Genomic DNA, 26,247 nt, shown 5'->3' with positions numbered 1-26,247 from the left:
AATGGCGGCTGAAGGGTCGTGGGTCGGGCTGGCCGAAGCGATCAAGGGTGTCCGCGAGGAGCTGGCGAAGGCCATGGAGGCCGGTGAAGGCGAGCGACTGCGGTTCGACGTCGGACCGGTGGAGCTGGAGTTCGACGTGGAGCTTCGACGGGACACCGAGGCCAAGGCGGGAGTGAAGGTCTGGGTGGTGGAGGCCGGCGGCTCCGGGACGCTTTCCCGGGGGACGCCCCATCGACTGACGGTCGTGCTGAACCCGGTGGACGTGAAAACCGGACGCACTGTACGCGTGAGTGACCAAGTCGATGGTCCTCCGCCGCGTCCCAGCCTGCCATCGCAGGGCCGCTAGCGCACAGGGATAACGGACAGGGATAACCAAGCGGGGCCGGCCAAAATGGATTGGGCTCGAGTCGTCGATGTCTGCGGGCGTTCCTCGACTGGCGCATGGTCGTTCGGTTCGGGGTATTTGATCGCGCCGAATCTGGTACTGACCGCTCGGCATGTCGTGGCGGACAGCGGCGGCACGCCCTTCGAGGACCTGACCGTACGGCTTCTCGCCGACGGCAGGCCTTTCGCCTGTGAGCTGGCGTGGGCTGGGTCGGATGGGGTGGATGCGGCTTTGCTCCGCGTCACCGATTCCGATGGCCCTAGGTGCGAGCGGGTGCGGTGGGGGCAGCTCGTCACCGCCATGCCTGGGGTTGCCTGCGAGGCGGTCGGGTTTCCCCTGGCGATGGAACAAGCCGGAGGGCTGCGCGATACCGAGCACCTAAGAGGGGAGATCAATCCGGGGACGGGCCTGCTGAGCGCGCGTCTGTATGTCCACGTCGCCCGCGGCGCCCCTAGGCACGGCATGTGGGTGGGCATGTCCGGGGCGGCCCTGTTCTGCGGACCGCTGCTTGTCGGCGTCGTCGTGGAAGACCCTCCGGCGTTCGAGTCACGCCGTCTGATCGCCGAGCCGGTGACCCGCCTGCTGGCCGATCCCGCCTTCCGCGACCTGGTCGGATCGGACGCGGTAGCGGAGGCAGTGGAATTGGGCGGAGAGCGCCGCGTCGTCCAGCCCGCCTCGCCGGCGTCCCTGCTACGGGCGGATGTGGAAGCGGTCCGATTTCGCTCCCGTACCCAGGAACTCACCCGTCTGGCCGCCTGGTGCGAGGGATCGGGTACCTCTGTGAGGCTACTGACCGGTCCGGGTGGCCAAGGAAAGACCCGGCTCGCCCGGGAACTTTGCCGACGGATACAAGCCGATCATGAGCACGACTGGGTGACCCATTGGTGGGAGGAGAGCACGAGCCCTGACCCCTTACGCGCGATCACCCGGCCGATACTTATCGTGATCGACTACGCCGAGACTCGCCCCGAAACCGTGCGGGATGTGGTTACAGCCACGCTGGAACGCAGCACGACCACACCGGTGCGGGTGTTGTTGTTGGCGCGCAGCGCAGGCGATTGGTGGAGGCGCTTACTCAGCGACCGAAGCCTCGCGCTGAAGCAGACCCTACGCGGGGCAACGGTTGAGGAGTTGCCTCCATTAGAGGACACCCTTGAGGGGCGCAGAGCCGCGTTTCACGATGCGCTCACCGACCTCGCCGGTGCTCTCGAGCGAATCGGCCGGTCGCATGTCCCTGTCACAGACGTGCCCGAGCCCGATCTTCGCACAGGCCGGTTCGCAGGTCCGGGCGCGGCACTGACTTTGCAGATGACCGCACTGGTCGGCCTGCTGGGAGAGGACCCGAGAGCAGACGATCCGGTTGAGGAAATCCTCCTTTTTCATGAATCCCGGTACTGGAAGGAGACCGCGGCCGAGTATCGGGTCGACCTGTCCGATGTGACCTTGGAACGCGCTGTCGCAGTAGCCGCGTTGTGCAGCGCTGCCGACGAACGGGACGCCTGCGGCCTGTTCGCGCGCGTGCCGGGTCTTCGTGACCAAAGCGAGGACATGCAGCTGCGCGTCGCACGGTGGCTGCGAGACCTGTATCCCCCGACCTTCTCCGATCCCCGCCTGAGGACATCCGCCTCGAGCGGTCCGTACTGGGGTTCCTTGCAGCCTGATCGGCTGGCCGAACACCTCGTCAGTCGCGTTGTCACCGAGCGACCGGACTTGCTGACCGGCCTGCTGGCTGCGACATCGCCTGACCAGGACCGTCAAGCGCTCACCGTACTGGCACGGGCGTCGGCGACCCATGCAGGCCTTGCCCCAATCTTGGTGGACCTGCTGGCCGAAATACCGGGATTGGCGCTGCCTGCAATCGGTGTCGCCACCCAAAGCGACCACCCCGCGCCTTTGGTGACCGCCTTGACCCAACTGATCGAAGGCAACCACCTTCCCATTGATCAGCTGAAGGTGATCGCGAATGCAGTGCCGCATCAAACTCAGGCACTCGCGCACTTTGCAGCCACTCTCCTGCAACAGATCACCACAGCTTATGAGCGGTTGACCCACCTAGATTCCGATGTCTACTTGCCCGACCTCGCCCGCTCGCTGAACAACCTGTCCAACCGGCTGGGCGAGCTGGGCCGACGCGAGGAAGGCCTGGCCGCCATCCAACGCGCAGTAGGAATACGCGAACAGCTCGCCGCAGCCAACCCCGACGCCTACCTCCCCGACCTCGCCGGCTCACTGAACAACCTGTCCAACCGGCTGGGCGAGCTGGGCCGACGCGAGGAAGGCCTGGCCGCCATCCAACGCGCAGTAGAAATACGCGAACAGCTCGCCGCAGCCAACCCCGACGCCTACCTCCCCGACCTAGCTATGAGCTACATCGTGCACAGCCGAATGCTGATCAGACCTGTGCCCTCGGCAGACGCTGTGAGACTAATTGCGCAAGGACTCGCAATCGCCATTGAAGGAAACCTGGAGCGTTTGGTTCTGGCAGCCATAATTCTGCTCAAAGAGGCCTACAGAGATCATCCTTTAGAGACCGCGGACGCATGGCGGGAGGCCACATCTACCGAACCTCCCGAATGGATGACGGGTGAGTCGTCAACTGGTCGCGAAGGCATATAGCATCGCGTGGCTTGGCTCCATCGACCCGCCCGCTTTGTAACCGGCATCCTCTCGACCGTGGGCTAAGCTTAATCAAGCCTTCAAACGCATCTGAGGCCACTCATGTAACACACGCCGATCTCGCCTTAAGTTGCGAACGTCCATCATTCGTGCAGGGCGAGGAGATCTGAAAAGGCGCATTCCGGCGGCATTACGGATCTGAAAGGACCGCCCGAGTGATCGGTGGTTGGACTCTAACCAGCTCGCGAGTGGGCGTATGCCGGGGTGACCACGCGTGATGCTCTCTGGTCGGATGTGTGTCCTACGGGAGGCCCCGCTCATCGGACCGATGGCAAGATGGGCCGACTGGACTGGTCGATGAGTTCGCGGAGGCGGTGGGCTTGGTCGGACACCTTGGGGTCCCGCGGAAGCGCCTCGAGGATCTGCTTGGCGATCAGGCGGCGTTGGGCGCTGAAGGAGGTTTCCTCGCCGATCTCGACCGCGAGTGCCAGGCCTTCGGGGTCGCGGTTCTTGACCATGTGGAGTGCTTGCATGAGGCGGAGTGACCTGGCACCGCCCTCATGGCCTATGCGGGTTAGGTACTCGTGGGCGGTGTCGAGTTCGCGGGCGGCCGTGGGGTCGCCGAGAAGGGCGAGGGCGTAGCCGCGGGTGCCGAGCGGTCCGCGTGCCCATGTCCAGGTCGCCGGGCCGGACGCGGCGTTACCCTTGTAGGGACGACGATCCCAGACATCGATCATCTTGGCCACGGCGTCGTGGGTCACGGCCTTGTCGCCGCGTAGCGCTCCGACCAGCGCTCGGACGCTGTACGCGTCCATGAGGCCGGGCGAGGTCTTGCCATCGGCGATCTGTTCGGCTTCCGCAGCGAGGCGTTCGATGACCGTGATGGGGCGCCCGAGCCAGAAAGAGTGGCAGGCTTCGTTGGCCCGGACCCAGGCGGCGAGGGGTCGGTCGGTGGAGGCGTCGGCGAAGCGGCGGGCGGTGGCGAATGCCCGTACCGAGACTCCGACCTGGCCGATGTCGGCGAGATCCCTTGCCATCAGCATGGCGAGCTGCGCGGCCGCACGGCTAAGGCCGTCGCGTACCCCGGGCGACTCGGTTTTCTCGATCTGGCCGGTCACCTGGAGGAGGTCGTTGGCGAGCAGGGGCACGGCCGCACCGGGCGGGTTGGTCGTGTAGTAGTGCCACCGCTCGTACGCGGTCCATGCCCATTCGTCCGGATCGCGGGAATTCACGCCGGCGGCCTTATCGGCTGCGTCGAAAACGCGATTGAGGACCTCGGGGTTGATGGCCGATTGGATGCCGAGGAGCGGAATGAGCTGCATGAGCAGGCGGCGTTCCATGTCCTGGTCCTCGCGTCGTTGGATGGGCTGCACCTTCACGGTACTCCCGTATCGCCGCAAATCAGAGAGGGCGTCGGCAAGATTGACAAGGAGGCCATTTGCTCCGTACAGCTTGTCGAACTCGTTGATCACGCCGTCCGGCAGGCGGCACTCGGCCCGCTCCCACCTGGCGATCTGGGAGAAGTCGCGGTGGAGGGCCTCGGAGACCGCCTGCAGGGTGAGGCCGCGAAGATCGCTGCGCCACCACCGGAGCGCGAACCCGATCACGTACGCCGGAAAGTCGTCGACTTTGACGACCCTGTACGGCTTGGGCGATTTTCCCATTTCACTCCCGCCTTCGTGCCCGCCGGAACCAGCCGATGGCCAGAGGGAAACCTTCCCGATTCTTTGCCCGGCCCCATGATGGCATTACCGGAAGACAATTCGCGGGAAAACAACGGGACCCGTCGACGACGTCGTACGGGCCCAGGGGGTCGAATTCCGAAATTTCCGCTCAAGCCGAACGGTGTGGGCCGGTCGTGCCTGGCTAGGCGGAACGGGTTCGGACCGCGGGGCGGTCGGGATAGGGGTGCAGGAGGGTGACGCCCTTGATGGGGTCACGGCGGCGCGGCGGCAGCGCGGCGAGCGGGGCGGCGGGCGGCTGGACGGCGGCGGGCTCGACCACGACCTCGTCGTCGTGGCCGGAGGCGGCGCCGGTACGGCGGTGCGGCACCGGGTCGGCGGCGCGCGCGGCGGGCGGCGAGTACACCGGCGCGGGGGCGGGGAGGGCGGCGGCCTCGGCCAGGTGCGCCGTCTCGTACCCCGCGCCCACCACCAGCCCGTGGAGGTCGTGGCCGTGCGCGGCCGGGGCCAAGGCCCGGTGCCGGCCCACGGGGGTGGGCTCGGGATGGTTTGGAACGTTCCGAACGGGGAGCGCGTGGTCGTCGGGCGGCGGGGCCGGGAGCGCGAGTACCCGCGGCCGGAGCAGGTGCCGTCCGGTGACGCCGGTCGTTGCCTGGTCGCCGAGGCCCGCGGTCCGGGCCGTGGCGTGCCCGCCCCAGGCGGTCCTGGCGTGGCGGCCGTGCCGGCCGTACCCGTCGCCGTCCGGGCGGACCGGGCCCGTGCGGTACGCCGAGCCGATGAAGGCGCGGTGGCGGCCCACGGTGACGGTCAGGCCGGTGAGGGCCTGGGCGAGGGCCACGTTCGTGGCGGGACGGACCGCGCCGGTCTGGTCGGCCGCGGCCGTGCCGTGGGTGGCGTCGGGCACGAGGTTGAGCATCGCCACGCCCACGATGATCAGGGCGATGCCGCCGATCTTCACCGGGTGCACGGACTCACGGAAGAATATGGCGCCGATCACGGCGATCGCCGCGGTGCCGATTCCGGACCACAGGGCGTAGGCGATGGAGACCTCGAGCTGGAGCTTCAACGCCTGGGCCATGCACACGTACGAGGTGATGTACAGCACCACCACCATGATGGTGAGAAACGTGTGCGTGAAGATGTTGAGCCCGTTCGTGTATTTCAGCGCGGTGGTGGCCGCGATCTCCGTGAGAATCGCGCACGCGAGCAGGAACCAGGCCATGGCCGGGGTCAGAGCGCGGGGCTCGGGTCGATTCCGGCAGGGACCGTTTCCGGCTCGGCGAGCCGGTAGATGCGTCTGTTCTCGTTCATCCTCGCATCGCCTTTCCCACGGCGTATGGACGTCTCGGCCGGGATTCGGCCGACGCGATTCCGGCCAACATCCATAACAAACTTGTCAAGTGGTTTGTAAATAACAGGGTCATGCCGTGTCCTGTGAGTGTGGTTCGGTCGGTGGTGCCGGCTCAGGCCCGGGGGCGGGGCGGTCCGTGCGGGTCGTCCCGCTCGTGGCAGGCCCGCCGGCCGCCCGTACGGCCGCGCGGCCGCGACGCATGCCCCGCGCAGGCGCGTACCCGGTCGCCCGGTGCCCTTCCACCGACGCCGACGAGCCGCACCGGTGCGGGCTCGGCACGGACCGGCGGCCGGACGCCGCGGGGCGCGGGCGCCGTCGCCCAGGTGCCGAGCACGACCTCGGCGACGCCCCGGCCGAACCCGGCCACCAGGCATTTCGCCCCGTCGCGCGGCACGACCGACTCGGCCGCCCGGCGGATCGCGTCGAGGATCGTGGCGCCGCCGATGTCGCCGTACTCGCCGAGCGTCTCCCGGCTCGCCCGGACCGTCTCGGGCGCGAGGCCGAGGCTTTCCGCGAGGCCGTCCAGGGCGCGCGGGGAGTCGGCGTGCAGCACGCACAGGTCAAGGTCGGCCGCCGTCCAGCCGTGGCCGAGCAGGTGACGGGCCAGGGTACGGCCCGGCGTGCACGGCCATCGGCCGTCGCGGCGCGACCGCCCGCCCGCGCCGGTACGGCCGGCGATGCCGGGCACCGGTGCGAGCCGCGGGCCGGGGCTCAGGTACCGCACGTCGACGCCGGTGCCGCCGTGACCGCGGACCACGGCCGCGGCGATGCCGTCGCCGTGCACCGCCCGGGCGAGCAGGTCGCCGACGCCCGGGTCGGCGGCCGGCGGCCGCAGGGAGTCGAACGCGCAGGTCACGACGAGGGTGTTGGCGCCGGGGTGCGCGGCGCAGAACGCGCAGGCCCGCTTGAGCGCGGCGATCCCCGTCGTGCCGCCGGCAGGGACCACCGGCAGCCGCGTGACGCCCGGGCGGATCCCGGTCCACTCCGCGATCCGCGCGGGCGGCACCGGGGCGATCGCGTCGGCGCAGGCCCAGACCAGCGCGTCGATGTCGCCGGGGCCCAGGCCCGCGTTCGCCAGCGCCCGGCGCACCACGGCCGGCAGGCGGGACCGCACCTGCTCCTCGTGGCGCTCCCGTGCGTCCCGCCCGGGGATGCCGGGCGTACGTTCGTCGGGCGGCAGCAGGCGCCGGCGCGCCACCCCGGCCTCGGCGACGAGCCGCAGGACGAGGCCGAGCCGCGGATGGTCGCGGTACCGGTCCGCGTACCGCGCGAGGGTCTGCTCGCACGTGACCACGTGTTCGGGTACGGCGACTGCGGGCTTGCACAGTATCGGCACGGGTCACCACCACGGTCGTTCGCTCGGCGAGCCGATCGGTCGGATACGGCCATATCGAAAGTGACCGATGGCCGGGCACGGCAATGCCGGTTCGGTACGCTGTGTGAAGCCCGCTTATCCGAAGCCCCTGCCGTTTTCACGGCCCGTGGCGTGCCGGCGGGCGCGGGGAAAGGGTGACGATCCTACTCGCGGGAGTTATTCCCGGTCGATATGGGTGACGCTAAGGGGAATACCCGCGGAATAGGTGTGGGCAGATCTCGTCGACCGTAATGGTCCCTCCGCCCATCGCCACACACTCCCTTCAACCGGCGCTCGGCCAGCCTTTTTCGATTGCTTGACAAGCATTCTGACCACGGCCCAATAGCCTGTCAACGAAAGTCAGAAGCATTGTCATGTTGGTGGTCCGACATCACTAGAGAGCTTTCGATCCGCACACGAATCTCCATTGGCCACGGTTATCCACTGTGATTCATGTCCAAATCCGAGAGGCTTTCGGACATCCTCTAAGGCATGGAAATGACACCCGGATCCACCCTCATCTCCCACCTTCCGGGCGTTTCGAAAAGCGCGTTACAGCCCGCCCGCATCACGCCTGGGCATCTTGCGGCCCGACAACCGGGGTGGCGCGACGACGAGCCGCGCGATCGTCGTCTCCGCCGCCGGAGAGGGTCAGGTCACCGGAGTCGTCGGTCCGGTTGTGCCGGGCGGCCTGAGATGTTTGATCAGGCAGGGCCGGTCGAGTAGGCCGCCGTACTCGCATCCGAAACTCATCCCAGTGGAGCCCCGGACAGGTCGGGCGGTTCCGGATCGGCCTGCTGCTCGCTTGGGCGGCCGCCGTCCGCTGACTCGACCTGGCGTCATGGCGGCGTCAGGTTCAGGCCGCTCGCCCGCCATCCGCATCTCCGGCGTTCCGGCCGCCCACCCATGGCCCGCTGCCCGGACGTTCCTTGCCGATCAAGGACAGGGGGCCACGAAGCGGATCCGGAACGGGGTGACGCCCTGGTTCCGTGCGCCGGCCGCGTTGACGCCCCGCCAGGTGATGCGGAGGGTGGCCGTCTGCGCGCTGCCGCAGGTACGGAAGAGCTGGTCAACGGCCTTGCCGCCCTGGGCGGCGATGACCTCGTGCGGGGTCAGCCGGATCCGGAGACGGTCGCGCTCCTGGTTCGCGGTGATGCCCTGCCTCGCCGAGAGCTGCAGCAACGGCGTGGACACGGTGGCCTGCCAGGCGACCGTGCCGTTGACGGCGCGGAGCAGGAGCGTCCGCTGGCCCTGGTTTCCCCCATCGGCCACGGTGACGACGAGCCGGGCCGGCTTCGCCGCGGATCGGGTGGGGGTCGGCGACGGGGAGCGGGGGGCGGCTCGCCGGGCGGTGGGTGTGGGCTTCGGGCTGGTCGACGGGCGGATCGTCGGAGCGGTCGTGGAGCTCGTGTCGGGAACGCCGCCCTTCGGCGCGGCGGGGGTGGCCGTGCCGCCGGGCCGGGAGGCGGCCCCGGTTTCCTTGGCGGCCTCGCCGGGGGAACGGGTGGCGCCGGGTGTCGCGCTTCCACCGGCGCCACCCGAGCCGGAGGCGTCGGCACCCGCCCGCGCACCGGCGGTGGCGGTGGGTTCCGGGGTTCCCCCGCCGCGGGGAGCGGCGCCGTACCCGGCGTCGGCCGGTACGCCGCCGGAGGATGCGGCCGCACCAGGCGTACGGCCGGAGTCGCCGCCGCGCCCAGAGTCCGTGCCATTCGCGCTCGCCGTGGCGGATGGCGAGGCGGAGGGCGTGGCCGGAGGCGCCGCGCCGACGGGCGTCTCGTTCGCCACGCCCAGGATGTCGGTACGGCTCGCCACCCCGTACGCCGCCCACAGCAGGCCACCGGCGACCGCGAGGCCACTGCCGATCACCAGTGCCTTTCCGGGACGACGCCGCCTCGGATAGCGGCCCGGGCCACCCGCGTCGAAATGCGAGCCGAGACCGGAACCGAGGAGATCGCCCGGGTCAGGTCGTCGGCGCTGCTGGAACGTGCCAACACCTGAGGTGAGGCCATCGGGGGCCGCGGTGTCGCCGAGGGGAGGCGCGGTACGCCGACCCAGTCGCAGTGGACCACCGAGGCCGCCGGACGGATCGTCGTCGAAGCGCCGCCACGGGCTTTCCCGACGCGACGCGTCCGACGTCCCACGCCGTCCGCCGGGACCGGGCTTGGACGACAGGAACGACTTCTCGGGCTCCCCCGGGCCATCGCCGCCGGACGGGCCGTCGTCGAACCGGGACCACGGGCTCTCCCTACGCGAAGCACGCCGCTCACCCGCGCCGGTTCCGGACGGCCGGGCCACCTCCACCGTGTCCCCGGAATCGCCGACCTCGCCAGGCAGGCCATCGTCGAACCGCGACCACGGATTCCGGCGACGCGACGCATCCGAATCACGCCGCTCATCCGAGCCGGTCCCGGACGGCCGCGCCACCTCCACCGTGTCCCCCGAGTCGCCGGGCACGCCATCATCGGACCGCGACCACGGATTCCGGCGACGCGCTGCACCAGGACCACGCCGCTCACCCGCCCCGGATCCGGATGGCCGGGCCACCTCCGCCGTGTCCCCCGAATCGCCGGCCTCGCCGGGCCGGTCCTCCGGCCACGGTTCCTCGGTATTCGGAGACGCGGCTCGTCCGCCGGAGCCGAAGGCGGGCGGGAGAGACGGGCGGCCGCCGGCACCGGAAGCACCCGCGCCGGGGCCGGGGACGTGCTTGAGGATGCGGATCGGTTTGGTGACGTCGAGGTCGTCGACGGGGGTGTCGGGGTCGTCGTCCCAGAAGCCGGTGGTGCGGTTCGCCGTCAGCCCGGCGGTGAGCACGGGGGCGTGCAGCGGCTCGGTGGGGGCGGCCGGGCGTTCCGGGTCGGGCTGTACGGGGAAGCCGTCGGCCCGCCATTCGACGCCGGTGGGCGCGGAGGCGTCGAGGTCGAGGACGATCGCCCGCTGCTCGCCGGTGAGCGGCGTGACGGGGATACGGCGGAGCAGGGCGCCCGAGTCCACCGTCAGCTTGGCGGGCGCCGAGCACGTCGCGCAGCCGGTGACGTGCACCCGCAGCCGGGTACGGGCGCTCCGCCCGGGATTTCGCTCCCAGGCGGCGGCGAGCTCGGCCCCCTCGGCGCACGCGGCCCGCGACGCCCGGGCGAGCAGCACGGTGTTCACCCAGGCCTCGTAGGCGTCCTGCGCCTCGGTGAGCAGCGCCTCGACCCGCTCGTCGCCGAGCCCGGTAACCGCGGCGATTTCGGCGCGCTCGAGACCGTGGCGGAAGGACAGCTCCAGCACCTCCCGCTGCCGCCGGTCGAGGGCCTGCAGCCCGGCGAGGGCCGGGTCGACGGCGTCGGCCGCCCGGCTCCGGGGCGGCGCCCCCGCGATCGAGGCCGCCCCGTGAGCCGGGCGGGTCAACCGGATCAGGCAGCAGACCCGTGCCAGCGCGTACAGCCGGGCCCTGCCGTACCGGCCGCCGTGCGCCCCGCCACCGGGTTCCCGGTCCCGGGCGAGGAGCAGCGCCGCGCGGACCGTCTCGGCGACCGCCGCGGCCGGAACGTCCCCGAGCCACATGCGGCAGTAGTCGCCGAGCCCGTCGCCGTACCGTGCCACCGCCTCGGCGAGGTCCGGCGGCACCGGGCCCGGGTACGGCGGGGCGCCGGCGGGGGTGGAACCGGCGGCGTCCCGAGCGGGGGAACGTTCCATGCCCAATCCCTCGACTTCCGGTAAAGCGGTTTAGTCAACCTCATGACGTACGGGACCGGGTGGGCGCTCGGAACGGTCCAACAACGTTATGGATTCGTTATCCGTGATCGCGGAGTGTCCCGCCGGGCCGACGGGCCGTGGTGCAGGCGGGCACCCGCCGTGGCCCCGGGGTCGCGGCGGGTCGTCTCCGCGTACGGATCAAACCGGCGGGGCGGGCCGCCTACTCGGGGTCCCGCCCGGACAGCCGCCGGTAGAGGGTCGTGGTGAGCGCCGATGGACGCAGGCCGCCCAGCTCGTCGAGGGCCGCGACCAGCGCCTGGTAGCTGCGGTGGGCCTCGTCGACGCGGCCGAGGTCGGCGTGCAGCCGCATCTGGCGGCGGCGCAGCGGCTCGTTGCACGGGTCGAGGTCGAGGGCACGCCTGAGCAGGGCGAGCAGCCGGGCCGCGTCGTGCTCGTGCTCGATCAGCGTGGTCAGCGCCTGCACCACGCTCCGGCGCAGGTCGTCGGCGACGGCCGCGCGCCACGGCCGGGTGCCGCCCGGCAGGAACGGCCCGGCGTACAGGTCGGCGGCCCGGCGCAGGGCGGCGAGCCGCTCGCGCAGGCCGTCGGCCGCGGACGCCGCGGCGAGCTCGTCGGTGAGCCGCCAGTAGTCGACGCCGACCAGCTCGGGGTTGAGCAGGTAGCGGTGGCCGGCCTGCCGGATCAGCGCCGCCTCGCGCATCGGGTCACCGAGGGCGCGGGCCAGCCGCCTGCGCAGCTCCCGCTTCCTGGCGTGGAAGCGGTCGTGGTCGGACGGGTCGGTGCCCGGCCACAGCAGCTCGTGCGCCCGCTCCCGGGTGAGGCCGTCCCGGTGTACGGCGAGCAGGCCGAGCAGGTCGGCCAGGTCCTTGCCCGGCACGCACTCGACGCGGCCGCCCGGCCCCTCGATCGCGACCTCGCCGAGCAGGCGCACGAACACCCCGGTGCCCGCGGCGGGGAACACCGCCGGGGGCTTCGCCGGCGCGATCGCCGGGAAGGCCGGGGCCGCGGCGGGCGTGCCCCCGGAGAAGGCGGCACCGGCCGCCCGCGCCGCCGCGGCGGACGCGGCGGTGGCGGCGTCCACGGCCGCGGGCTCGGCACCGGCGGGCGCGGTCGCGGCCGGGCGGCGCAGCAGCGTCCGGAGGAGCGCCCCGGGCCGCCGCGGCGCCGCGCGCAGGCCGCGGGCGTGCGGCCGCGCCTCGGGTGCGCCCGCCGGACGCGCGCCGCCCTCCGGCCGGGCGGCCGCCCGGCGCCGCCGCCAACCGGCCGGCCGGGCCGCCCGGATGCGCCTGCCGTACCACGCGGCGGAGCGCCGCCGGGGGCCGTGCCGTTCGTCGCCGAGGGCGAGCGGGATGACCCGGGTGATGCGCATCAGCAGCAGGGTGCCCGCGGCGATGACGAGCCCGATGGCGACCATGACCCCGAGCCGCAGCGCGGCGAGGCCGTCGTCGCCCGCGCTGATCCGGCGGACGGTCCACGTGGTGGCCGTCGGCTGCGGCATGCGGGGGTCGAAGGCGTTGTGCGAGACGTGGGGATCGCGGGTGGCGGCCACGACGCGGTCGTGCCGCTTCGGGGTGCGGCGCCGCGGTTCGAGGGCGCGGGCGCCGGAGGGGTGGTGGCGGCGGGAGGTGACGACGGGAGCGGTACGGGCCTGGGTGCCGGTCCGGCGCGGCGGTACGGCGGTGCCGGGCCGTACCGGGCGTCGGGGGGCGGTGGCGGAAGGCGCGGCCGGGCCGCCGCGGGTGGCGGTGCGCAGCATCACGGAGGAGGGGACGCCGCGCGGGGAAGGGCCGGGCCGTCCCCGGCTCGCCGGCCGGCCGGTCCTCGCGCCGCCCGTCGTCGCCTCGGGCGGGTGGGCGCGGGGCGCCGCGCCGCCGGTCCCGGCGGGTTCCCCGGGGATCGCGCCGGGCCGGTCGTCGACGCGGCCGCGGGGCGCGGGATCGACCGCGTGGAGCCGGGGCGGGCGCAGGCGGAACGCCCGCCCGGGCGGCGGGTACCTGGTGCGCCGTCCCGGCCACGGCTCGTCGAGGTACCGGCCGCCGCGCGGGTCGTGGTCGCGGGCCCTGTCGAACGGCCCGATGACGATCGTCACCGGCCCGGCGTCCGGCTGCGGAGGGCAGTCCCGGTACACCTCCGGCATCGGGCCGCCGTGGCTGAAACGGCTGTCGCAGTGGTACGGCTCGGCCGTGGCGGCGGTCGGCCAGAGACCGGCGATCGAGCCGACCATGACGATCGCGATGGCGCTGTGTACGACTACCCGCTGCGATCCGGCCATGCCGTACCCCCGTGAGTGTCTACGATGCGTGACCAGTTCAGCCGGTCATGTCACGGTGGTACCCGATCTTGATGGGACGTTTCCGAACTCGATGATCAAAATTTGGGTAATGAGCCGCCGACGCCCCCGCCGTACACTCCCATAACCGAGCGATATTCTAGTTTTCCGTCGAATCAGCTCGGAGAGGACGCACGTGGCCGAGAGCGCCGAAACCCTGCCATTTCTCGTCGTCGACGGCGACGCCTTCGTGCCGCAGCCGCACGCGCGCAGTCCCTGGTCGAAGGACATGCTGCACGGCCGGATCCTCGGCGGGCTCCTCGCCCGCACGGTGGAGCGGGAGCACGGCGACCCGGATTTCCATTTCGCCCGGCTCACCGTTGACCTGTTCCGCAACACCCCGCTGGTCCCGCTGCGGGTGAGCACGAACCGGGTCCGGGACGGGCGGCGCGTCCGGGTGGTGGACGCGGTGGTCACCAGCGAGCAGGGGCCGGTCGGCCGGGCGAGCGCGGTGCTGCTGCGCCGTGGCGAGCAGCCGCCGGGCGAGGTGTGGGCGGCCCCGGTGTGGGAGATGCCGCCGCCGGAGCGGCTCGGCCCGCCGGTGCCCGCCTCGAACGGCTGGGAGCCGCCGATGCTCCTGTGGCGGACGACGCCGTGGCAGAGCAAGGAGCGGTCGCGGGTCTGGATCCGGGAGATCCATCCGCTCGTCGAGGGCGAGGAGCTGACGCCGTTCACCCGCGTCGCGCTCGCCGCCGAGTTCGTCAGCCCGCTCACCCACATGGGCTCGGACGGCCTGCACTTCATCAACGCCGACTACACGCTGTGCCTGAGCCGGCTGCCGAAGAGCGACCTCATCGGCATGGAGTCGAACGGCCACCTCAGCGACGAGGGGGTCGCGGTCGGCCAGTGCACCCTGTACGACGAGTCGGGGCCGATCGGATTCGGCGCGGTGGCGGCGGTGGCGAATTCGGTGAACGTGCGTTTGTGACCGGCCGCCGGGTTTTCGCCCGTGACGGAGTACGGCCGCCGCGCGGAACGCGGCGGCCGCGTCATATTTCGCGGTTTCTCCGAGACGACACATAAAAACGACCGGCCCTGGGGAATCCCAGGCGCCGGCCATTGTCCGTTCGTCGTCGCCGTATGGGCCGGGCCCAGGGTCCCTTGGATCCCCTGAGCCCGGGAACGCCTCGATCAGAAGGCGCTCTTCAGCGTTTCACTCGTGTCACAGGGTGCCGGTATCACCAGCCCCAGAAGAAGAAGTCGTCGCCCCAGCAGTCGTCCCAACCCCAGAAGGGGTCACCGAACCACCATGAGGTCGTGCTCTTCGCCACGGTGGCGGTGTCGGCGGTGGCGGCATTCGCCGCGGCCGCGGGGACGAACAGGGCGGCGACGACGGCACCGGTAGCGAGCAGTCTCTTGAGCATTACAGTCACCTTTTAATGCGAATAGCCTGCGGCGCATTCCTGTGCACCGAGGGAATCCATCGCAGGACGACGGAATCCCATCTGACACATTTTTCACGATATGTCCGAGTTTCTAGGGTGGCAATCCACGATCATCTAACTGCCGGTCAAGAATCGCCATATCGACCGGCGCAGCGTATCCCTCGGGCAGGCCGCGGCAATCCGCAGGCAACGTCAAAATTGACCGCGCGGCCATAATTCATTTGCCGTTGCATCCGCCCGCCACCGCCCGGCCGCGGGCGCTGTTTCGCGGGCGCGTCCGCCCCCGGCCGCGGGCCTCGTCCCCTGCTGCCCGACCGGCGGACGTCCCGCCGCGGCAGGCGGGTGACGGGGCCCGGTGAGGCGACCAGGCCGATGTTCGCGGCACGCGCGCGGCGACCGATACCCGGACGCGCCGCATGCCCCGGACCGCGGCGCGCCGCGTCGCCGTACAGGCCGCCGGGCGCCTCCCGGTCACGACGCGGAAAAAGGCCGCGGCGGGGACGGTGGTGTGAGGCGGTCCATCACCGTCCCGGCCGCGGCGGCCCAAGGGCGCGCCTAGTTCTTGCGGCGGCGGATCGAGATCCAGTCGGTGCCCGGCCCCGAGTCCCGGCTCGCGGGTGGCAGGGCGAAGCGGTCGTCGATGCCGAGGGCGGTGTAGCCGGAGCGCGCGTTGATGTCCGCGACCGTCGGCCGCGGCTTCCCGCCCCGCTCGGCGTTCGCCCGGGCGCGGGCCGAGGCGAGGTCCGGCGGGATCGACCACGAGCCGGTCTCGGTGACGTTCACCTCGCCCGGCCGCTTGGAGATCGTGGTGGAGGGGGCGCCGGCGGGGTCCGTGTCCGGGGCGGACGGGCCGGGCTCGGCGGCGGGCTGCGCGGCCGGTTGCGCGGGCTGCGCGGGCGGCTGGGCCACCGGCTGGGTGGTCTGGCCGACGGGCTGGGTGGTCTGCGCGACCGGCTGCGTGGTCAGGGCGGCGGCCGGCGGCTGCGCGGCGGGCGGCAGGCCCGCGCCGCCCACGGCGGGCCACGGCCCGGTGTCGGTGATCGCCGGGTGCGGCGCGGTGATGTCGGCGGTGGGCACCACCGGCAGCCGGGCGTCGGTGTCGAGCACCGAGCCGGTGGACGGGACGGCCGCCGGGTTCACCCCCGTCGTGCCCGCCCCGGCACCGCCCGGCGCGCCCGCGCCGGGCACGGCCGGGGTGAGCGTCGCCGTACCCGCGGTACCCCCGGCCACGGATCCGGCGTTCCCGCCGGTGAGCGACGCGAGGCCGCCCGCGCCGACGGACGCGATCATCCCCGTCTGCACCACCGGGAAGGCGCCCGTGTCGGCCCCCGCAGCCCCCGCGGCGGCCGCGCCCGCGCCCGCCGTACCGGCGCCCGTGGTGATCGCCGCGTGCACCCCGGTGTCGGCCACGGCGAGCGGGTTCTGCTCCGTGACGTTGGAGACGGTGACCTGCGGCAGCGGCCCGGTGGCGGTGGTGACCGGCGCGGACAGCGGCTGCGCGCCCACGCTCGCCACGGCCGGCACGGCGGGGTCGGACAGCCCGGCGGGCCGGGCCCCCGGCATCGCGGCCATGGCGGCCTGCCGGGGCGCGGTGATCTCGGCGAGCCCGGTCGCCCAGGCGGCGTCGGGGTTACCGGCCGTGAGCGACGGCTTCTGCCCGTGGCCCACCTGCTGCTGGGCGCCGGCGCTCACCTGCTGGGCCTGCGCGGTGGGCACCTTCAGCGTGTCCATGCCGTACAGGAACGCGAACAGCCCGTTGAGCAGCCGCTGCACGTCCGGCTGCGGCCGGACCACCAGGCGCAGGAACTGGCTCGTGGTGCCCAGCTTGTTGCCGCACTCGCGCACGTACACGCCGAACTGGGTGAGCAGGAAGTCGCGCAGCTCGACCCCGTCCCGCCCGTCCGGGAGCTTGATCATGATGAAGTTGCCCTGCGAGGGGTAGACCGTGAGCCCGGGGAGCTGGGACAGCTGCTCGTACATGAGCTGCCGGTCGCGGGCGACGAGCCGCAGGCTGTTGTAGTACTCCTCCTGGTACTCCTTCAGCATGAACACGACGACCTCGGCGAAGGAGTTCAGGTTCCACTTCGGCAGCGCCTTCCTGATCGTCCCCGCCAGCGCCGGGTTCGCGACCATGTAGCCGAACCGGATGCCGTGCAGCCCGAAGTTCTTCCCCAGGCTCTTCAGCACGATCACGTTCGGCCGGATCGCCGCCTCCTCGACCACGCTCCGGTACGGCTCGGCGTCCACGAAGTCGATGAACGACTCGTCCACCACCACGAGGTCGAGGTCGTGGAGCGCGTCCAGCATGCGCACCACGTCCTTGCGGGCCACGAAACCGCCGTCCGGGTTGTTCGGGTTGCAGATCACCGCCACCCGGGACCCACGGTTACGCACAAACCGTACAAAGCTGTCGACATCCAGGCGGAACCCCTGGCTCTCCAGCAGCGGGTACATGTCCACCCGCTTGCCGGTCTCCAGCGGCTGGTCGGTCCACCGCCCGAAGGTGGGAATCGGCACCGCCAGGCTCTCGCGCACCAGCAGATGGTCGATCCAGGTGATCAGCTCGGTCGAACCGTTGCCCATCGCCACGGTCTGCGGCTGCAGTCCCAGCGTGTTGCACAGCTCGGCGGTGATCGTGTCGGCGTCGCTCGGGTAGTACTTGAGGATCGTCTCAAGGTTCCGCTGCAGCCGCTCGAACATCGCCGGCGTGGGGAAGTAGGGGTTGCACGGGATGCAGAAGTCGATCAGGTCGGACTGCTCCCCCGACACGTAGTCCCGCATCAGCGTGAAGTAGGACGGGCTGTGCGCATTCGTCCGAAGCAGTCGCAGATCGCCAGATCGAGCCAACTCAACTCCTCCTTTGGAGTGGGACTGCGTCGCGAGCCCCAGCGGCACCCGCCGCGCATCCCACACACGGGTGCACCATCCCGCTGTACGCAGCCACCCCGGCGAGGGTTCAGCGCGCCTTCCGCACCGTTGCGCCCGTCCTGCAGGCCCTCCCGACGCGGGCCGCCGCCGGAACGTTCCCGCGGCCGGGCGGGTACGGCCGGGCCGTACCGGCGGGCGCGTACCGCGCGGCTCAGGCGGTCATCGGCGGCCAGGTGTGCACCGGCCGGTGGGTGAGCGCCAGCTCGCGGTACCGGCACACCACGCGCTCCCAGCCCTCCGGGCCGTCGCCGGCCGCCGCGATCGCCTCCCGGATCCAGCACGACCCGGTACGGCCGCTCGCCGCCCTGGCCCCGATCACCTCGAGCGCGGCGTCCACGTCCCCCGGGGCGACCCCGACGCGCTCCAGCCCGGCGCGGGCGACCGGGAGCAGCGCGCGCACCAGCACCGCGGCGGGCAGCTCGCCCTCCCGGCCGGGCCAGCGCAGCCACGCCGCGGGCCCGTCCCTGGCCGCGCGGTAGAAGTTCCGGTACGCCGCGGCGAACGGGAACTCCTCCGGCCGCCCCTGGGCGAGCTCGGCGACGAGGCCGAGGAGGAACGCGGCGTTCGCCACCATGTCGGGCACGGTGGGGCCCGCGGGCAGCGCGCGCATCTCCACGCGCAGGTGGCCACCGTCGGCCGGGTCGTACACCGGGCGGTTCCACTGCCACACCGTGCTCTGGTGCATGCGCAGCTCCGCCAGGCGGGGGACGCCGCCGTGCCGTACCACCTCGAGCGGGTCCTCCTCGTCGAGCACCGGCAGCAGCGGCTCGAACTCGCGCACGCCCCAGCCGAACAGCTCCACGGCGCCGTCGCGCACCCAGCCGGGGCCGAAGTGCACGCGCCGCTCCCGCCGCCAGCGGCGCTCCTCGTCGCGGTCGTCGGCGGCCTCCTCGAACAGGGCGATGCGGGTCTCCTCCCACAGCCGGCGGCCGAGGAACACCGGCGAGTTGCCGCTCACCGCGAGCACCGGGGCGATCGCGAGCTGCGCCGCGTTGTAGACGCGGGAGAAGTCGGCGGGCGGGGTGCGCAGGTGGAGCTGCCAGGAGGTGTTGGCGCTCTCCAGCACCACGTCCACCGCGCGCAGGTCGAGCCGCTGGGCGCCGATGATCGTCACGCGGAACGGCTCGGCGCGCAGCCGCCGGATGCCCCGGCTCAGCGCGCGGAACCGGTGGTCGTCGCTCATCGCGCCGGTGAAGTCGGCCTCCCGCAGCGTGGGCAGGATGCCGATCGGGACGTGGGCGCCGCCCTCGCCCGCCGCGGCCTTGTCCACGGCGAGCAGCATGTCGCGCATCTCGGCGGCCATCGCGGAGAAGGCGCCGCCGGTGAACGGGCGCGGGGTGAGGTTGAGCTCGATGTTGTACGCGCCGAGCTCCAGCGTCACCCGGTCGTCGGCGAGCACGTCCCGCACGGCCTTGTTGCGTTTGAGCGGGCGGCCCTCGGGGGTGACGAGGAACAGCTCCAGCTCGGCGCCGATCGTGGGCGGGCCCGCGCCGAAGCCGGGGCGGGCCAGCAGCTCGCGGAGGGCGGCGAGCGAGCGCTCCAGCCGCTCACCGAAGCGGGCGAACTCCGCCTCGGAGAAGTGTTCCCTGTCCAGATCCGCGCCCATCCGTGCCTTCCAACCGCGTCGACACCCTGTCTCTGTCCCGGAGATCGGGGTTCATGCGTTGCCCGCGGTCCGGTACGGCGGAGCGGCCGGTCACGGGCGGCAAGGATCAGCCGGGACCGCGTGTATCCCCTGCGGCGCTGGGGAGTGGGGTCGTAATCGTCGCCCGCCGCGCGGTCGCCGCGCGGCTCACGGAACGGTGGCCGACAGGGACGGGGGAGTCAGGAGATGGCTGACACGGGTTATTCGTCGTTCAACACGACGGTGGACAAGACGAACCGGGTGCTGAACGAGATCGAACGGGCGTGCGGCTGGACCAAGGCGCAGCGCAACCGGTCGTACGCCGCGCTCCGCGCCGTGCTGCACGCGGTGCGCGACCGCCTCACGGTCGACGCGAGCGCGCAGTTCGCCGCGCAGCTTCCGCTGCTGATCCGCGGCATCTACTACGACGGGTGGAATCCCAGCTCGGTGCCGGTGAAGGCGGACAAGGAGGAGTTCCTCGACCGGGTCCGGCGCGAGTACCCCTTCGAGCTCGACGGCGAGGTGGACGTGGAGAGCCTCGTCCACGCGGTGATGGACACCCTGAAACACCACGTCACCGAGGGCGAGTGGGACCACATCCGGATGAGCATGGGCCGCAAGCTCGCGTCGGTGCTCGCCTGATCCCGCCGGACCACCACGCCCGGCCGGCGGCGCGGGTACGGCGCCGCGCCGGCCGGGCGCACCCGTCGGTACGCCGTGAAGGGCGATGCCGCCGGGTCACCGGTCGAGTCCCCGCTGCCGCCGATAGTCGTTCCAGATCCGCACGCAGTACGGGTAGCGCCAGTCGTCCGGCGCGAAGCGGCGGCAGACGTACGCGGCGCTGAACGGGTCGCGCGGGTCGCCCAGCGGGTCACGGTCGACGCCGCTCCTCGCTCGCCGTCCCGGATCGCGCACGGTTTTCCGCCCGGCACGGTCCCGCGGGTTGCCGGATCGGGATCGCGGCGCGGCCTCGCGCCTGCCTCCGGGGCCGGAGCGGAGGGCGGCGTTTCCGCCCGTGCGGCGTTCGCCTCCCCGCGCGTCCCGGCCCGGTTGCGGCCGTTTGCCGCGCGCCGCGTCACCTCGCCGGGGCGCGTCCCGCGGCGGGTGGTCCGGGGTGCGCGGCCCCGCACTCCCCTGCCCCGCCGACCCGTCGCGCCGGTGCGTGGCGGACGGGACCTTGGGCACGCGCACGGGCGGATCCGGGAGCGGGCGGCGGGCGCGCGGCGCGTCCCCGGGCGGCGGTGATGCGGCGGGCTTCGCCGTCGGCCCCTCGGCCGGCCGCCCGGCCCCCGACGGGGTGGCGGCCTGGGTCCGCGGTGGCGTCGGCGGGGCGGCGGCCCGCGGTTCGATAGGCCCTGCCTCGGGCGTGGGCGCGGACGGCGACGGCCGGGCGGGGTCGCCGGGCCGTACCTGGGCCCCGGCGCCGTGGGCCGTGGCGCCGCCGGAGCCGGGCCAGGCGTGCCAGGCCGCCACGCCGGCGAGGCCGAGCAGGGTGACCGCGCCCGCCACCGCGGCCAGGCCGGTGAGGCCGCCCGGGCGGCGCGGAGGCAGGTCGTCGTAGAGGGGCTCGGGGTCCCAGAACCGGCTGCCGTCCACCAGGCGGGGCGGCTCGTCACGGGGCCGCCGGGCGCGGGGCGGGTCGGGGACGTCCTGGTACGGAGGCCGGCGCGTGCCGCCCGCCGTCCGGTGCCGTCCCTCCGCCACCGCGCCCCTCCCGCGTCGTGTCGTGTGCCGCCGCATATCGTGACCGATACCGGCCGCGGACCGCGCCGGAATGCCCGGGGCGATAACAATCGGTTATTTTTCACATCTGATTTGCCGCGATAATTCCGAATTATCCCGTCGGCGTATCCGGAACGTCCCGCACCCGCATCGACCGTCCGGATCTCCGGGATCGCGATCCCGGGAATTTGCGGAAATCACCGGCGCGGAAGAAAATGAATCGCGGCGGCGGGCGCGATTTCCCGTGGATTTCGATCGCGCCGCCTTATGATGCCGGAAGCCCATTCCCACCGAGCGACAGTCGGACGTGACGATCGTGAGCACCATCACGCGCCGGACCCACCCCGAGCTGGTCATCGAGCCGGCGCGCGGGCGCGGCGGCCTGCGGGCCTTCGCCCGCCTCCCCCGCGACCTGCACCGGGGCGACCCGCACTGGCTGCCCCCGCTCCTGTCCGAGCGCCGGGCCTACCCCGGCCGGGTACGGCACCCGGTCGTCACCTCGGGCGGCGAGGCCGAGCTCTTCCTCGCCACCCTCGGCGGCAGGCCGGTCGGCCGGATCGCCGTGGTACGGCACCGCCGCCGCACCGCGTTCCGCGGCGCCCGCGAGGGCCTGTTCGGCATGTTCGACTGCGTCGAGGACGCCGAGGTGGCCCGCGCGCTCCTCGACGCGGCGGCCCAGTGGCTCGGCGCGCGCGGCTGCGACACGATCACCGGCCCGGTGGGCCTGCTGCCCGGCCAGGAGAGCGGCCTGCTCGTCGACGGCCCGGCCGCGCCGCCGGTGGTGCTCATGCCGTACCACCCGCCGTACTATCCGGAGCTGCTCGAGGCCTGCGGCCTGGAGAAGGTGAAGGACCTGTGGACCTGGTCGGCCGGGCCGGAGCCGACCGAGAGCCTCGAGCGCATCGCCCGCGACACCCGGCGGCGGGAGGGGCTCACCGTCCGCGCGCTCGACCTCGACGACCTGGAGGCGGAGTGCGCCCGGCTGGCGGAGATCCGCCGCGGCGGCCCCGGGTGGGCCCTCACCCCCACCGCCGGCAGCGAGTTCGCCTACCTGCTGTCCGGGCTGCGCGGCCTGCTGCCGTCCGGCGCCGCGCTGATGTGCGAGGCCCGCGGCGAGCCGGTCGCGTTCGCGCTCGCCGTACCCGACCGGACCCAGGAGCTCACCGGCCCGGCCGCGCGTGCCGCCCGGCTCGGCGTGCCGCCCGCCGTGCTGCTCGCGGCCCGCTCCCCGGCGCCCGGGCTGCGCTGGCGGGCCGCGGCGTTCGGGGTGAAGGAGGGCTTCCGCGGGCTCGGCCTGGAGGCGGTGCTCGTCACCGAGCTGTGGCGGGCCGCCCGGCGGCACGGCTGCGGGTCGTGGGAGACCACCTGGACGCTCGAGGACAACCACGCGATGAACCGGGTGATGCAGCTGCTCGGCGCCACCCGGTCCCGCACCTACCGCCTCTACCGGCGGCCCATCTGACGCGGGCCGTCCTCAGGGCTCCAGCCAGGCGTAGCCCGCGAGGCGGCCGGTGCGGCCGTCGCGGCGGTGGGAGAACAGCTCCGGGCTCTCGATCGTGCACCGGTCGTCGTGGTGGATCTCGGTCACGCCCGCCCGCAGGAGCTGGGCGACGATGCCCGCCCGCAGGTCGAGGGACGGGGTGCCCCAGCGGGTGGTGGCGTGGGTCTCCGGCAGCACCTCGGCGGCCTCCGCCCGCATGCCCTCCGGCACCTCGTAGCAGCCGCCGCAGGCCATCGGGCCGATCACGGCCACGATCCGGGACGCGCCGCGGGCCTGCATCTCCTTCACCAGCGCGGGCACCACGCCCGCGAGCGTGCCGACCCGCCCGGAGTGCGCGGCGCCGACGATGCCCGCGTCCGGGTCGGCGAGCAGCACCGGCGCGCAGTCCGCGGCGAGCGCCGCCAGCGCGAGCCCGGGCACGTCGGTGCAGACCGCGTCGAGCTCGGGGGGATCGTCGCCGAACGGCTCGGTGACGTACGCGGCGACGGCGCTGTGCACCTGCCGCATGAACACCACCCGCCGCGGGTCGATGCCCAGCTCGCGGGCGGTCCGCGCGCGGTTCTCCGCGACCGCCTCCGGGTCGTCGCCGACCAGCCCGCCCAGGTTGCGGCTGTGGAACGGCGGCGCGCTCACCCCGCCGTGCCGGTCCGTGAAGGCCATGCGCACGCTGCCGAATCGGAACACGCCCACAGCCTACGCAGGCGGCGCCCGTCAGGCGATGTCCTTCCGGCGATGCCCGTCAGCCGATCAGGGTGGCGTACAGCGCGTGCACCCGCTCGGCGACGCTGCGCCAGGAGAAGTGCTCGACCGCGTGGCGGCGGCCCCGCTCGCCCATCTCCGCGGCCCGGTCGGGGTCGGCGAGCAGCGTGTTGAGCGCGGTGGCGAGGTCGGCGGCGAACTTCTCCGGGTCGACCGGGGTGCCGTCCGGGTGCTGCTCGGCCGGGACGAGCAGGCCGCAGACCCCGTCCTCGACCACCTCGGGGATGCCGCCGGTGGCGGTGGCGACCACCGCGGTACGGCAGGCCATCGCCTCGAGGTTGACGATGCCCATCGGCTCGTAGACCGAGGGGCAGACGAAGACCCGGGCGTGGGTGAGGATCTGGATCACCTCGCGCCGCGGCAGCATCTCCTCGATCCAGATCACCCGGTCGCGCGCCCGGCGCAGCCCGGCGACGAGGCCGTTCACCTCGGCGGCGAGCTCGGGGGTGTCCGGCGCCCCGGCGCACAGCACGAGCTGCGCCCCCGGGTCGAGCGAGCGGGCCGCGTGCAGCAGGTGAACCAGGCCCTTCTGCCGGGTGATCCGGCCGACGAAGACCACGTACGGCCGGGCCGGGTCGATGCCGTGCCGCTCGAGCGCGTCGGTGCCGTGGTCCGGGGCGTACTCGTCGGTGTCGATGCCGTTGTGGATCACGGTGACCCGGTCCGCCGGGATCTCCGGGTAGCAGGCGAGCACGTCCCGCCGCATGCCCGCGGAGACCGCGATCACCGCGTCGGCCGCGGCGAGCGCGGCCCGCTCGGCCCAGCACGAGAGCGCGTAGCCGCCGCCGAGCTGCTCGGCCTTCCACGGGCGCAGCGGCTCCAGGCTGTGCACGGTGGCCACGTGCGGCACGCCGTACAGCAGCTTGGCCACGTGCCCGGCGAGGTTCGCGTACCAGGTGTGACTGTGCACCAGGTCGGCCTCCGCGCAGTCCCCGGCGATCTCCAGGTCGGCGCCGAGCACGCCGAGGGCGGCGTTCGCGGCCTTCAGCCGCTCCGGCTCGCGGTAGGCGGCCACGCCCTCCTCCTCGCGCGGCGCGCCGAAGCAGCGCACCCGGACGTCGGCGAGCCGGCGCAGCTCGCGGGCGAGGTATTCCACGTGGACCCCGGCCCCGCCGTACACCTCGGGCGGGTACTCGCGGGTGAGCAGCTCGACACGCATAGCCGGAGCTTAACGGCTTTTATCGGGATCTATCCGGGGTGTCGTGTCGGTACCGATCGGTCGGGGTAACGTGCGTGCTATGACCACGCCAAGAGTCCTCGCGATCGTGCTGGCCGGTGGCGAGGGCAAGCGCCTCATGCCGCTCACGGCCGACCGGGCCAAGCCGGCCGTGCCGTTCGGGGGGATCTACCGGCTGATCGATTTCGTCCTGTCCAACCTGGCCAACGGCAACTATCTCCAGATCGTCGTCCTGACGCAGTACAAGAACCACAGCCTCGACCGGCACATCTCCCGGACCTGGCGGCTGTCGGCGATGCTCGGCAACTACGTCACCCCGGTGCCGGCCCAGCAGCGGCTCGGCCCGCGCTGGTTCGCGGGGTCGGCGGACGCCATCTTCCAGAACCTCAACCTGATCTACGACGAGATGCCCGAGCACTGCATCGTGTTCGGCGCCGACCACATCTACCGCATGGACCCGCGGCAGATGGTGCAGCGGCACGTCGACAGCGGCGCGGACGTGACCGTGGCCGCGATCCGGCAGCCGCTCGCCCTCGCCGACCAGTTCGGGGTGATCGAGACCGACCCGTCCGGGCGGCGCATCGTCGCGTTCCGGGAGAAGCCTGCGGACGCGGTGGGCCTGCCCGACGCGCCGGACCAGATCTACGCCTCGATGGGCAACTACGTGTTCCGCACCCAGGCGTTGATCGAGGCGCTTCGCGAGGACGCCATGGACCCGTCGAGCAAGCACGACATCGGCGGGAACATCATCCCGATGATGGTCAAGTCGGGCGGGGCGTACGTGTACGACTTCGCGGAGAACGTGGTGCCCGGCACGACCGACCGGGACCGCGGCTACTGGCGTGACGTGGGGACGCTCGACGCGTTCTACGAGGCCCACATGGACCTGCTCCCGGCCGAGCCGCTGTTCAACCTCTACAACAGCGAGTGGCCGATCTACACCGGCCACGACCCGCTGCCGCCGGCGAAGTTCGTGCACAACGACGGGGACCGGGTCGGCCGGGCCGTCGACTCGCTCGTCTCCCCCGGCGTGATCGTCGCCGGGGGTACGGCGGTGCGGTCGATCCTGTCGCCGGGCGTGGTGCTCCAGTCGCACGCGCTCGTCGAGGACTCGGTGCTCATGCACAACGTCAAGGTCGGCAAGGGCGCGATCGTCCGCCGCGCGATCATCGACAAGAACGTGGTCATCCCGGACGGCGCGCGCATCGGCTGCGACCTGGAGGAGGACCGCGCCCGGTTCGCGGTCACCCGCGGCGGCGTGGTCGTCATCGGCAAGAACGAGGTCATCCCGCGCTGACGCGCTCCCCGGCCCGGACGCGCCCGCAGCCCGCGTCCGGGCCTTTCGCGCCCATGGGCCCCGCCCCGCGGCCGCACCGGAGGCGTCCCGCGCGGCTTCGCCGTACCGGCCCGCGGCCCTGTCCGGGGCGGGCGTGATTCCCGGCCGTCCGTACTCCGTGCCGCGCCGCCCCTGAGACGGCCGCCGGGCGGCGCGCGGAACATTTCACGGCACGCCGATGGTGCCGTGTGACGACGCCGGCGAGGCGCGGTCGGCGGCCGCGATCGCGCCATCACGGGACGATCACAGGGCGATCACACGGCCACGGGGCAGATGTGCGCGATTCCCGCGTGACCGGCGCCGACGCAAACCCGCAGGGTCCGGTCCGCCGGCCACCCCGGCCATTTCGCATCGAGCTTTCAGGGATCTTGGAGGTATTTCCGGTAGAAAGTCTCACAC

The 26,247-nt window shown here is 72.6% G+C and carries 17 protein-coding genes; 6 read left to right on the top strand and 11 right to left on the bottom strand.

Annotation, left to right across the window (positions count from 1 at the left end; genetic code table 11):
- The first annotated feature begins 1 nt into the window (after position 1).
- On the top strand, positions 2-346 hold the full coding sequence (locus FHX40_RS25020; RefSeq protein ID WP_170198754.1) for a trypco2 family protein: 345 nt from the start codon (positions 2-4) through the stop codon (positions 344-346).
- Positions 347-463: 117 nt separating this feature from the next.
- Positions 464-3,001: a tetratricopeptide repeat protein gene (locus FHX40_RS07800; protein WP_170198753.1), complete on the top strand. Its 2,538-nt coding sequence runs from the start codon at positions 464-466 to the stop codon at positions 2,999-3,001.
- A 317-nt stretch (positions 3,002-3,318) separates the two neighbouring features.
- Here FHX40_RS07800 and FHX40_RS07795 read toward each other — a convergent pair whose 3' ends face one another.
- The 5 genes from FHX40_RS07795 to FHX40_RS26035 all read right to left on the bottom strand — a co-directional run bounded on the left by FHX40_RS07795 (position 3,319) and on the right by FHX40_RS26035 (position 13,359).
- Positions 3,319-4,665, bottom strand: a complete 1,347-nt coding sequence (locus tag FHX40_RS07795; protein WP_142258987.1) for a helix-turn-helix domain-containing protein — start codon at positions 4,663-4,665, stop codon at positions 3,319-3,321.
- A 202-nt stretch (positions 4,666-4,867) separates the two neighbouring features.
- Complete coding sequence (locus tag FHX40_RS25445) at positions 4,868-5,905, bottom strand: DMT family transporter (RefSeq protein WP_211350199.1); 1,038 nt, start codon at positions 5,903-5,905, stop codon at positions 4,868-4,870.
- 241 nt (positions 5,906-6,146) lie between these two features.
- Entirely contained in the window at positions 6,147-7,370 is a 1,224-nt protein-coding gene (locus tag FHX40_RS07785; protein ID WP_142258986.1) for a 3-oxoacyl-[acyl-carrier-protein] synthase III C-terminal domain-containing protein, read from the bottom strand.
- Between the two features lie 954 nt (positions 7,371-8,324).
- The gene (locus FHX40_RS07780) at positions 8,325-11,066 is read right to left on the bottom strand and encodes a sigma factor-like helix-turn-helix DNA-binding protein (RefSeq protein WP_142258985.1); all 2,742 of its coding nucleotides are present in this window, start codon (positions 11,064-11,066) and stop codon (positions 8,325-8,327) included.
- A gap of 220 nt (positions 11,067-11,286) precedes the next feature.
- Entirely contained in the window at positions 11,287-13,359 is a 2,073-nt protein-coding gene (locus FHX40_RS26035) for an AfsR/SARP family transcriptional regulator (protein WP_142258984.1), read from the bottom strand.
- Between the two features lie 193 nt (positions 13,360-13,552).
- Between FHX40_RS26035 and FHX40_RS07770 the strand changes: the two genes are divergently transcribed.
- Positions 13,553-14,344 carry an acyl-CoA thioesterase domain-containing protein gene (locus FHX40_RS07770; RefSeq protein WP_142258983.1) on the top strand — a complete coding sequence of 264 codons (792 nt, stop codon included), beginning with the start codon at positions 13,553-13,555 and terminating at the stop codon, positions 14,342-14,344.
- Positions 14,345-14,594: 250 nt separating this feature from the next.
- On the opposite strand, the gene FHX40_RS07765 is transcribed toward FHX40_RS07770, so the two are convergent.
- From FHX40_RS07765 to FHX40_RS07755, 3 genes are all read right to left on the bottom strand, one after another.
- Positions 14,595-14,780, bottom strand: a complete 186-nt coding sequence (locus FHX40_RS07765) for a hypothetical protein (protein ID WP_142258982.1) — start codon at positions 14,778-14,780, stop codon at positions 14,595-14,597.
- Positions 14,781-15,356: 576 nt separating this feature from the next.
- Positions 15,357-17,582, bottom strand: coding sequence for a pyridoxal phosphate-dependent aminotransferase (locus FHX40_RS25440; protein ID WP_211350198.1), 2,226 nt, complete (start codon positions 17,580-17,582; stop codon positions 15,357-15,359).
- A gap of 298 nt (positions 17,583-17,880) precedes the next feature.
- Positions 17,881-19,335, bottom strand: a complete 1,455-nt coding sequence (locus tag FHX40_RS07755) for a glutamate-cysteine ligase family protein (RefSeq protein ID WP_142258981.1) — start codon at positions 19,333-19,335, stop codon at positions 17,881-17,883.
- Between the two features lie 225 nt (positions 19,336-19,560).
- Here FHX40_RS07755 and FHX40_RS07750 point away from each other — a divergent pair, with 225 nt between their 5' ends.
- Complete coding sequence (locus FHX40_RS07750) at positions 19,561-19,995, top strand: DUF2267 domain-containing protein (RefSeq protein ID WP_142258980.1); 435 nt, start codon at positions 19,561-19,563, stop codon at positions 19,993-19,995.
- A 96-nt stretch (positions 19,996-20,091) separates the two neighbouring features.
- On the opposite strand, the gene FHX40_RS07745 is transcribed toward FHX40_RS07750, so the two are convergent.
- Positions 20,092-21,057, bottom strand: a complete 966-nt coding sequence (locus tag FHX40_RS07745) for a hypothetical protein (protein ID WP_142258979.1) — start codon at positions 21,055-21,057, stop codon at positions 20,092-20,094.
- A gap of 334 nt (positions 21,058-21,391) precedes the next feature.
- Here FHX40_RS07745 and FHX40_RS07740 point away from each other — a divergent pair, with 334 nt between their 5' ends.
- Positions 21,392-22,537 carry an N-acetyltransferase gene (locus tag FHX40_RS07740; RefSeq protein WP_142258978.1) on the top strand — a complete coding sequence of 382 codons (1,146 nt, stop codon included), beginning with the start codon at positions 21,392-21,394 and terminating at the stop codon, positions 22,535-22,537.
- 12 nt (positions 22,538-22,549) lie between these two features.
- Here the strand turns inward: FHX40_RS07740 and pgeF are convergent, their stop codons facing one another.
- Together pgeF and glgA are read right to left on the bottom strand one after the other, a co-directional pair.
- Positions 22,550-23,236 (bottom strand): peptidoglycan editing factor PgeF, encoded by a 687-nt coding sequence (pgeF, locus tag FHX40_RS07735; protein WP_142261618.1) that lies wholly within the window; start codon positions 23,234-23,236, stop codon positions 22,550-22,552.
- 79 nt (positions 23,237-23,315) lie between these two features.
- Positions 23,316-24,494, bottom strand: coding sequence for a glycogen synthase (gene glgA, locus FHX40_RS07730; RefSeq protein ID WP_142258977.1), 1,179 nt, complete (start codon positions 24,492-24,494; stop codon positions 23,316-23,318).
- 79 nt (positions 24,495-24,573) lie between these two features.
- Here glgA and glgC point away from each other — a divergent pair, with 79 nt between their 5' ends.
- Entirely contained in the window at positions 24,574-25,809 is a 1,236-nt protein-coding gene (gene glgC, locus FHX40_RS07725; RefSeq protein ID WP_142258976.1) for a glucose-1-phosphate adenylyltransferase, read from the top strand.
- The last annotated feature ends 438 nt before the right edge of the window (positions 25,810-26,247 follow it).

The organism is Thermopolyspora flexuosa (assembly GCF_006716785.1).
Classification (GTDB): Bacteria; Actinomycetota; Actinomycetes; order Streptosporangiales; family Streptosporangiaceae; genus Thermopolyspora; species Thermopolyspora flexuosa.
Note: the sequence above shows the minus strand (reverse complement) of the source record. Positions and strands in the feature narration are given on the sequence as shown.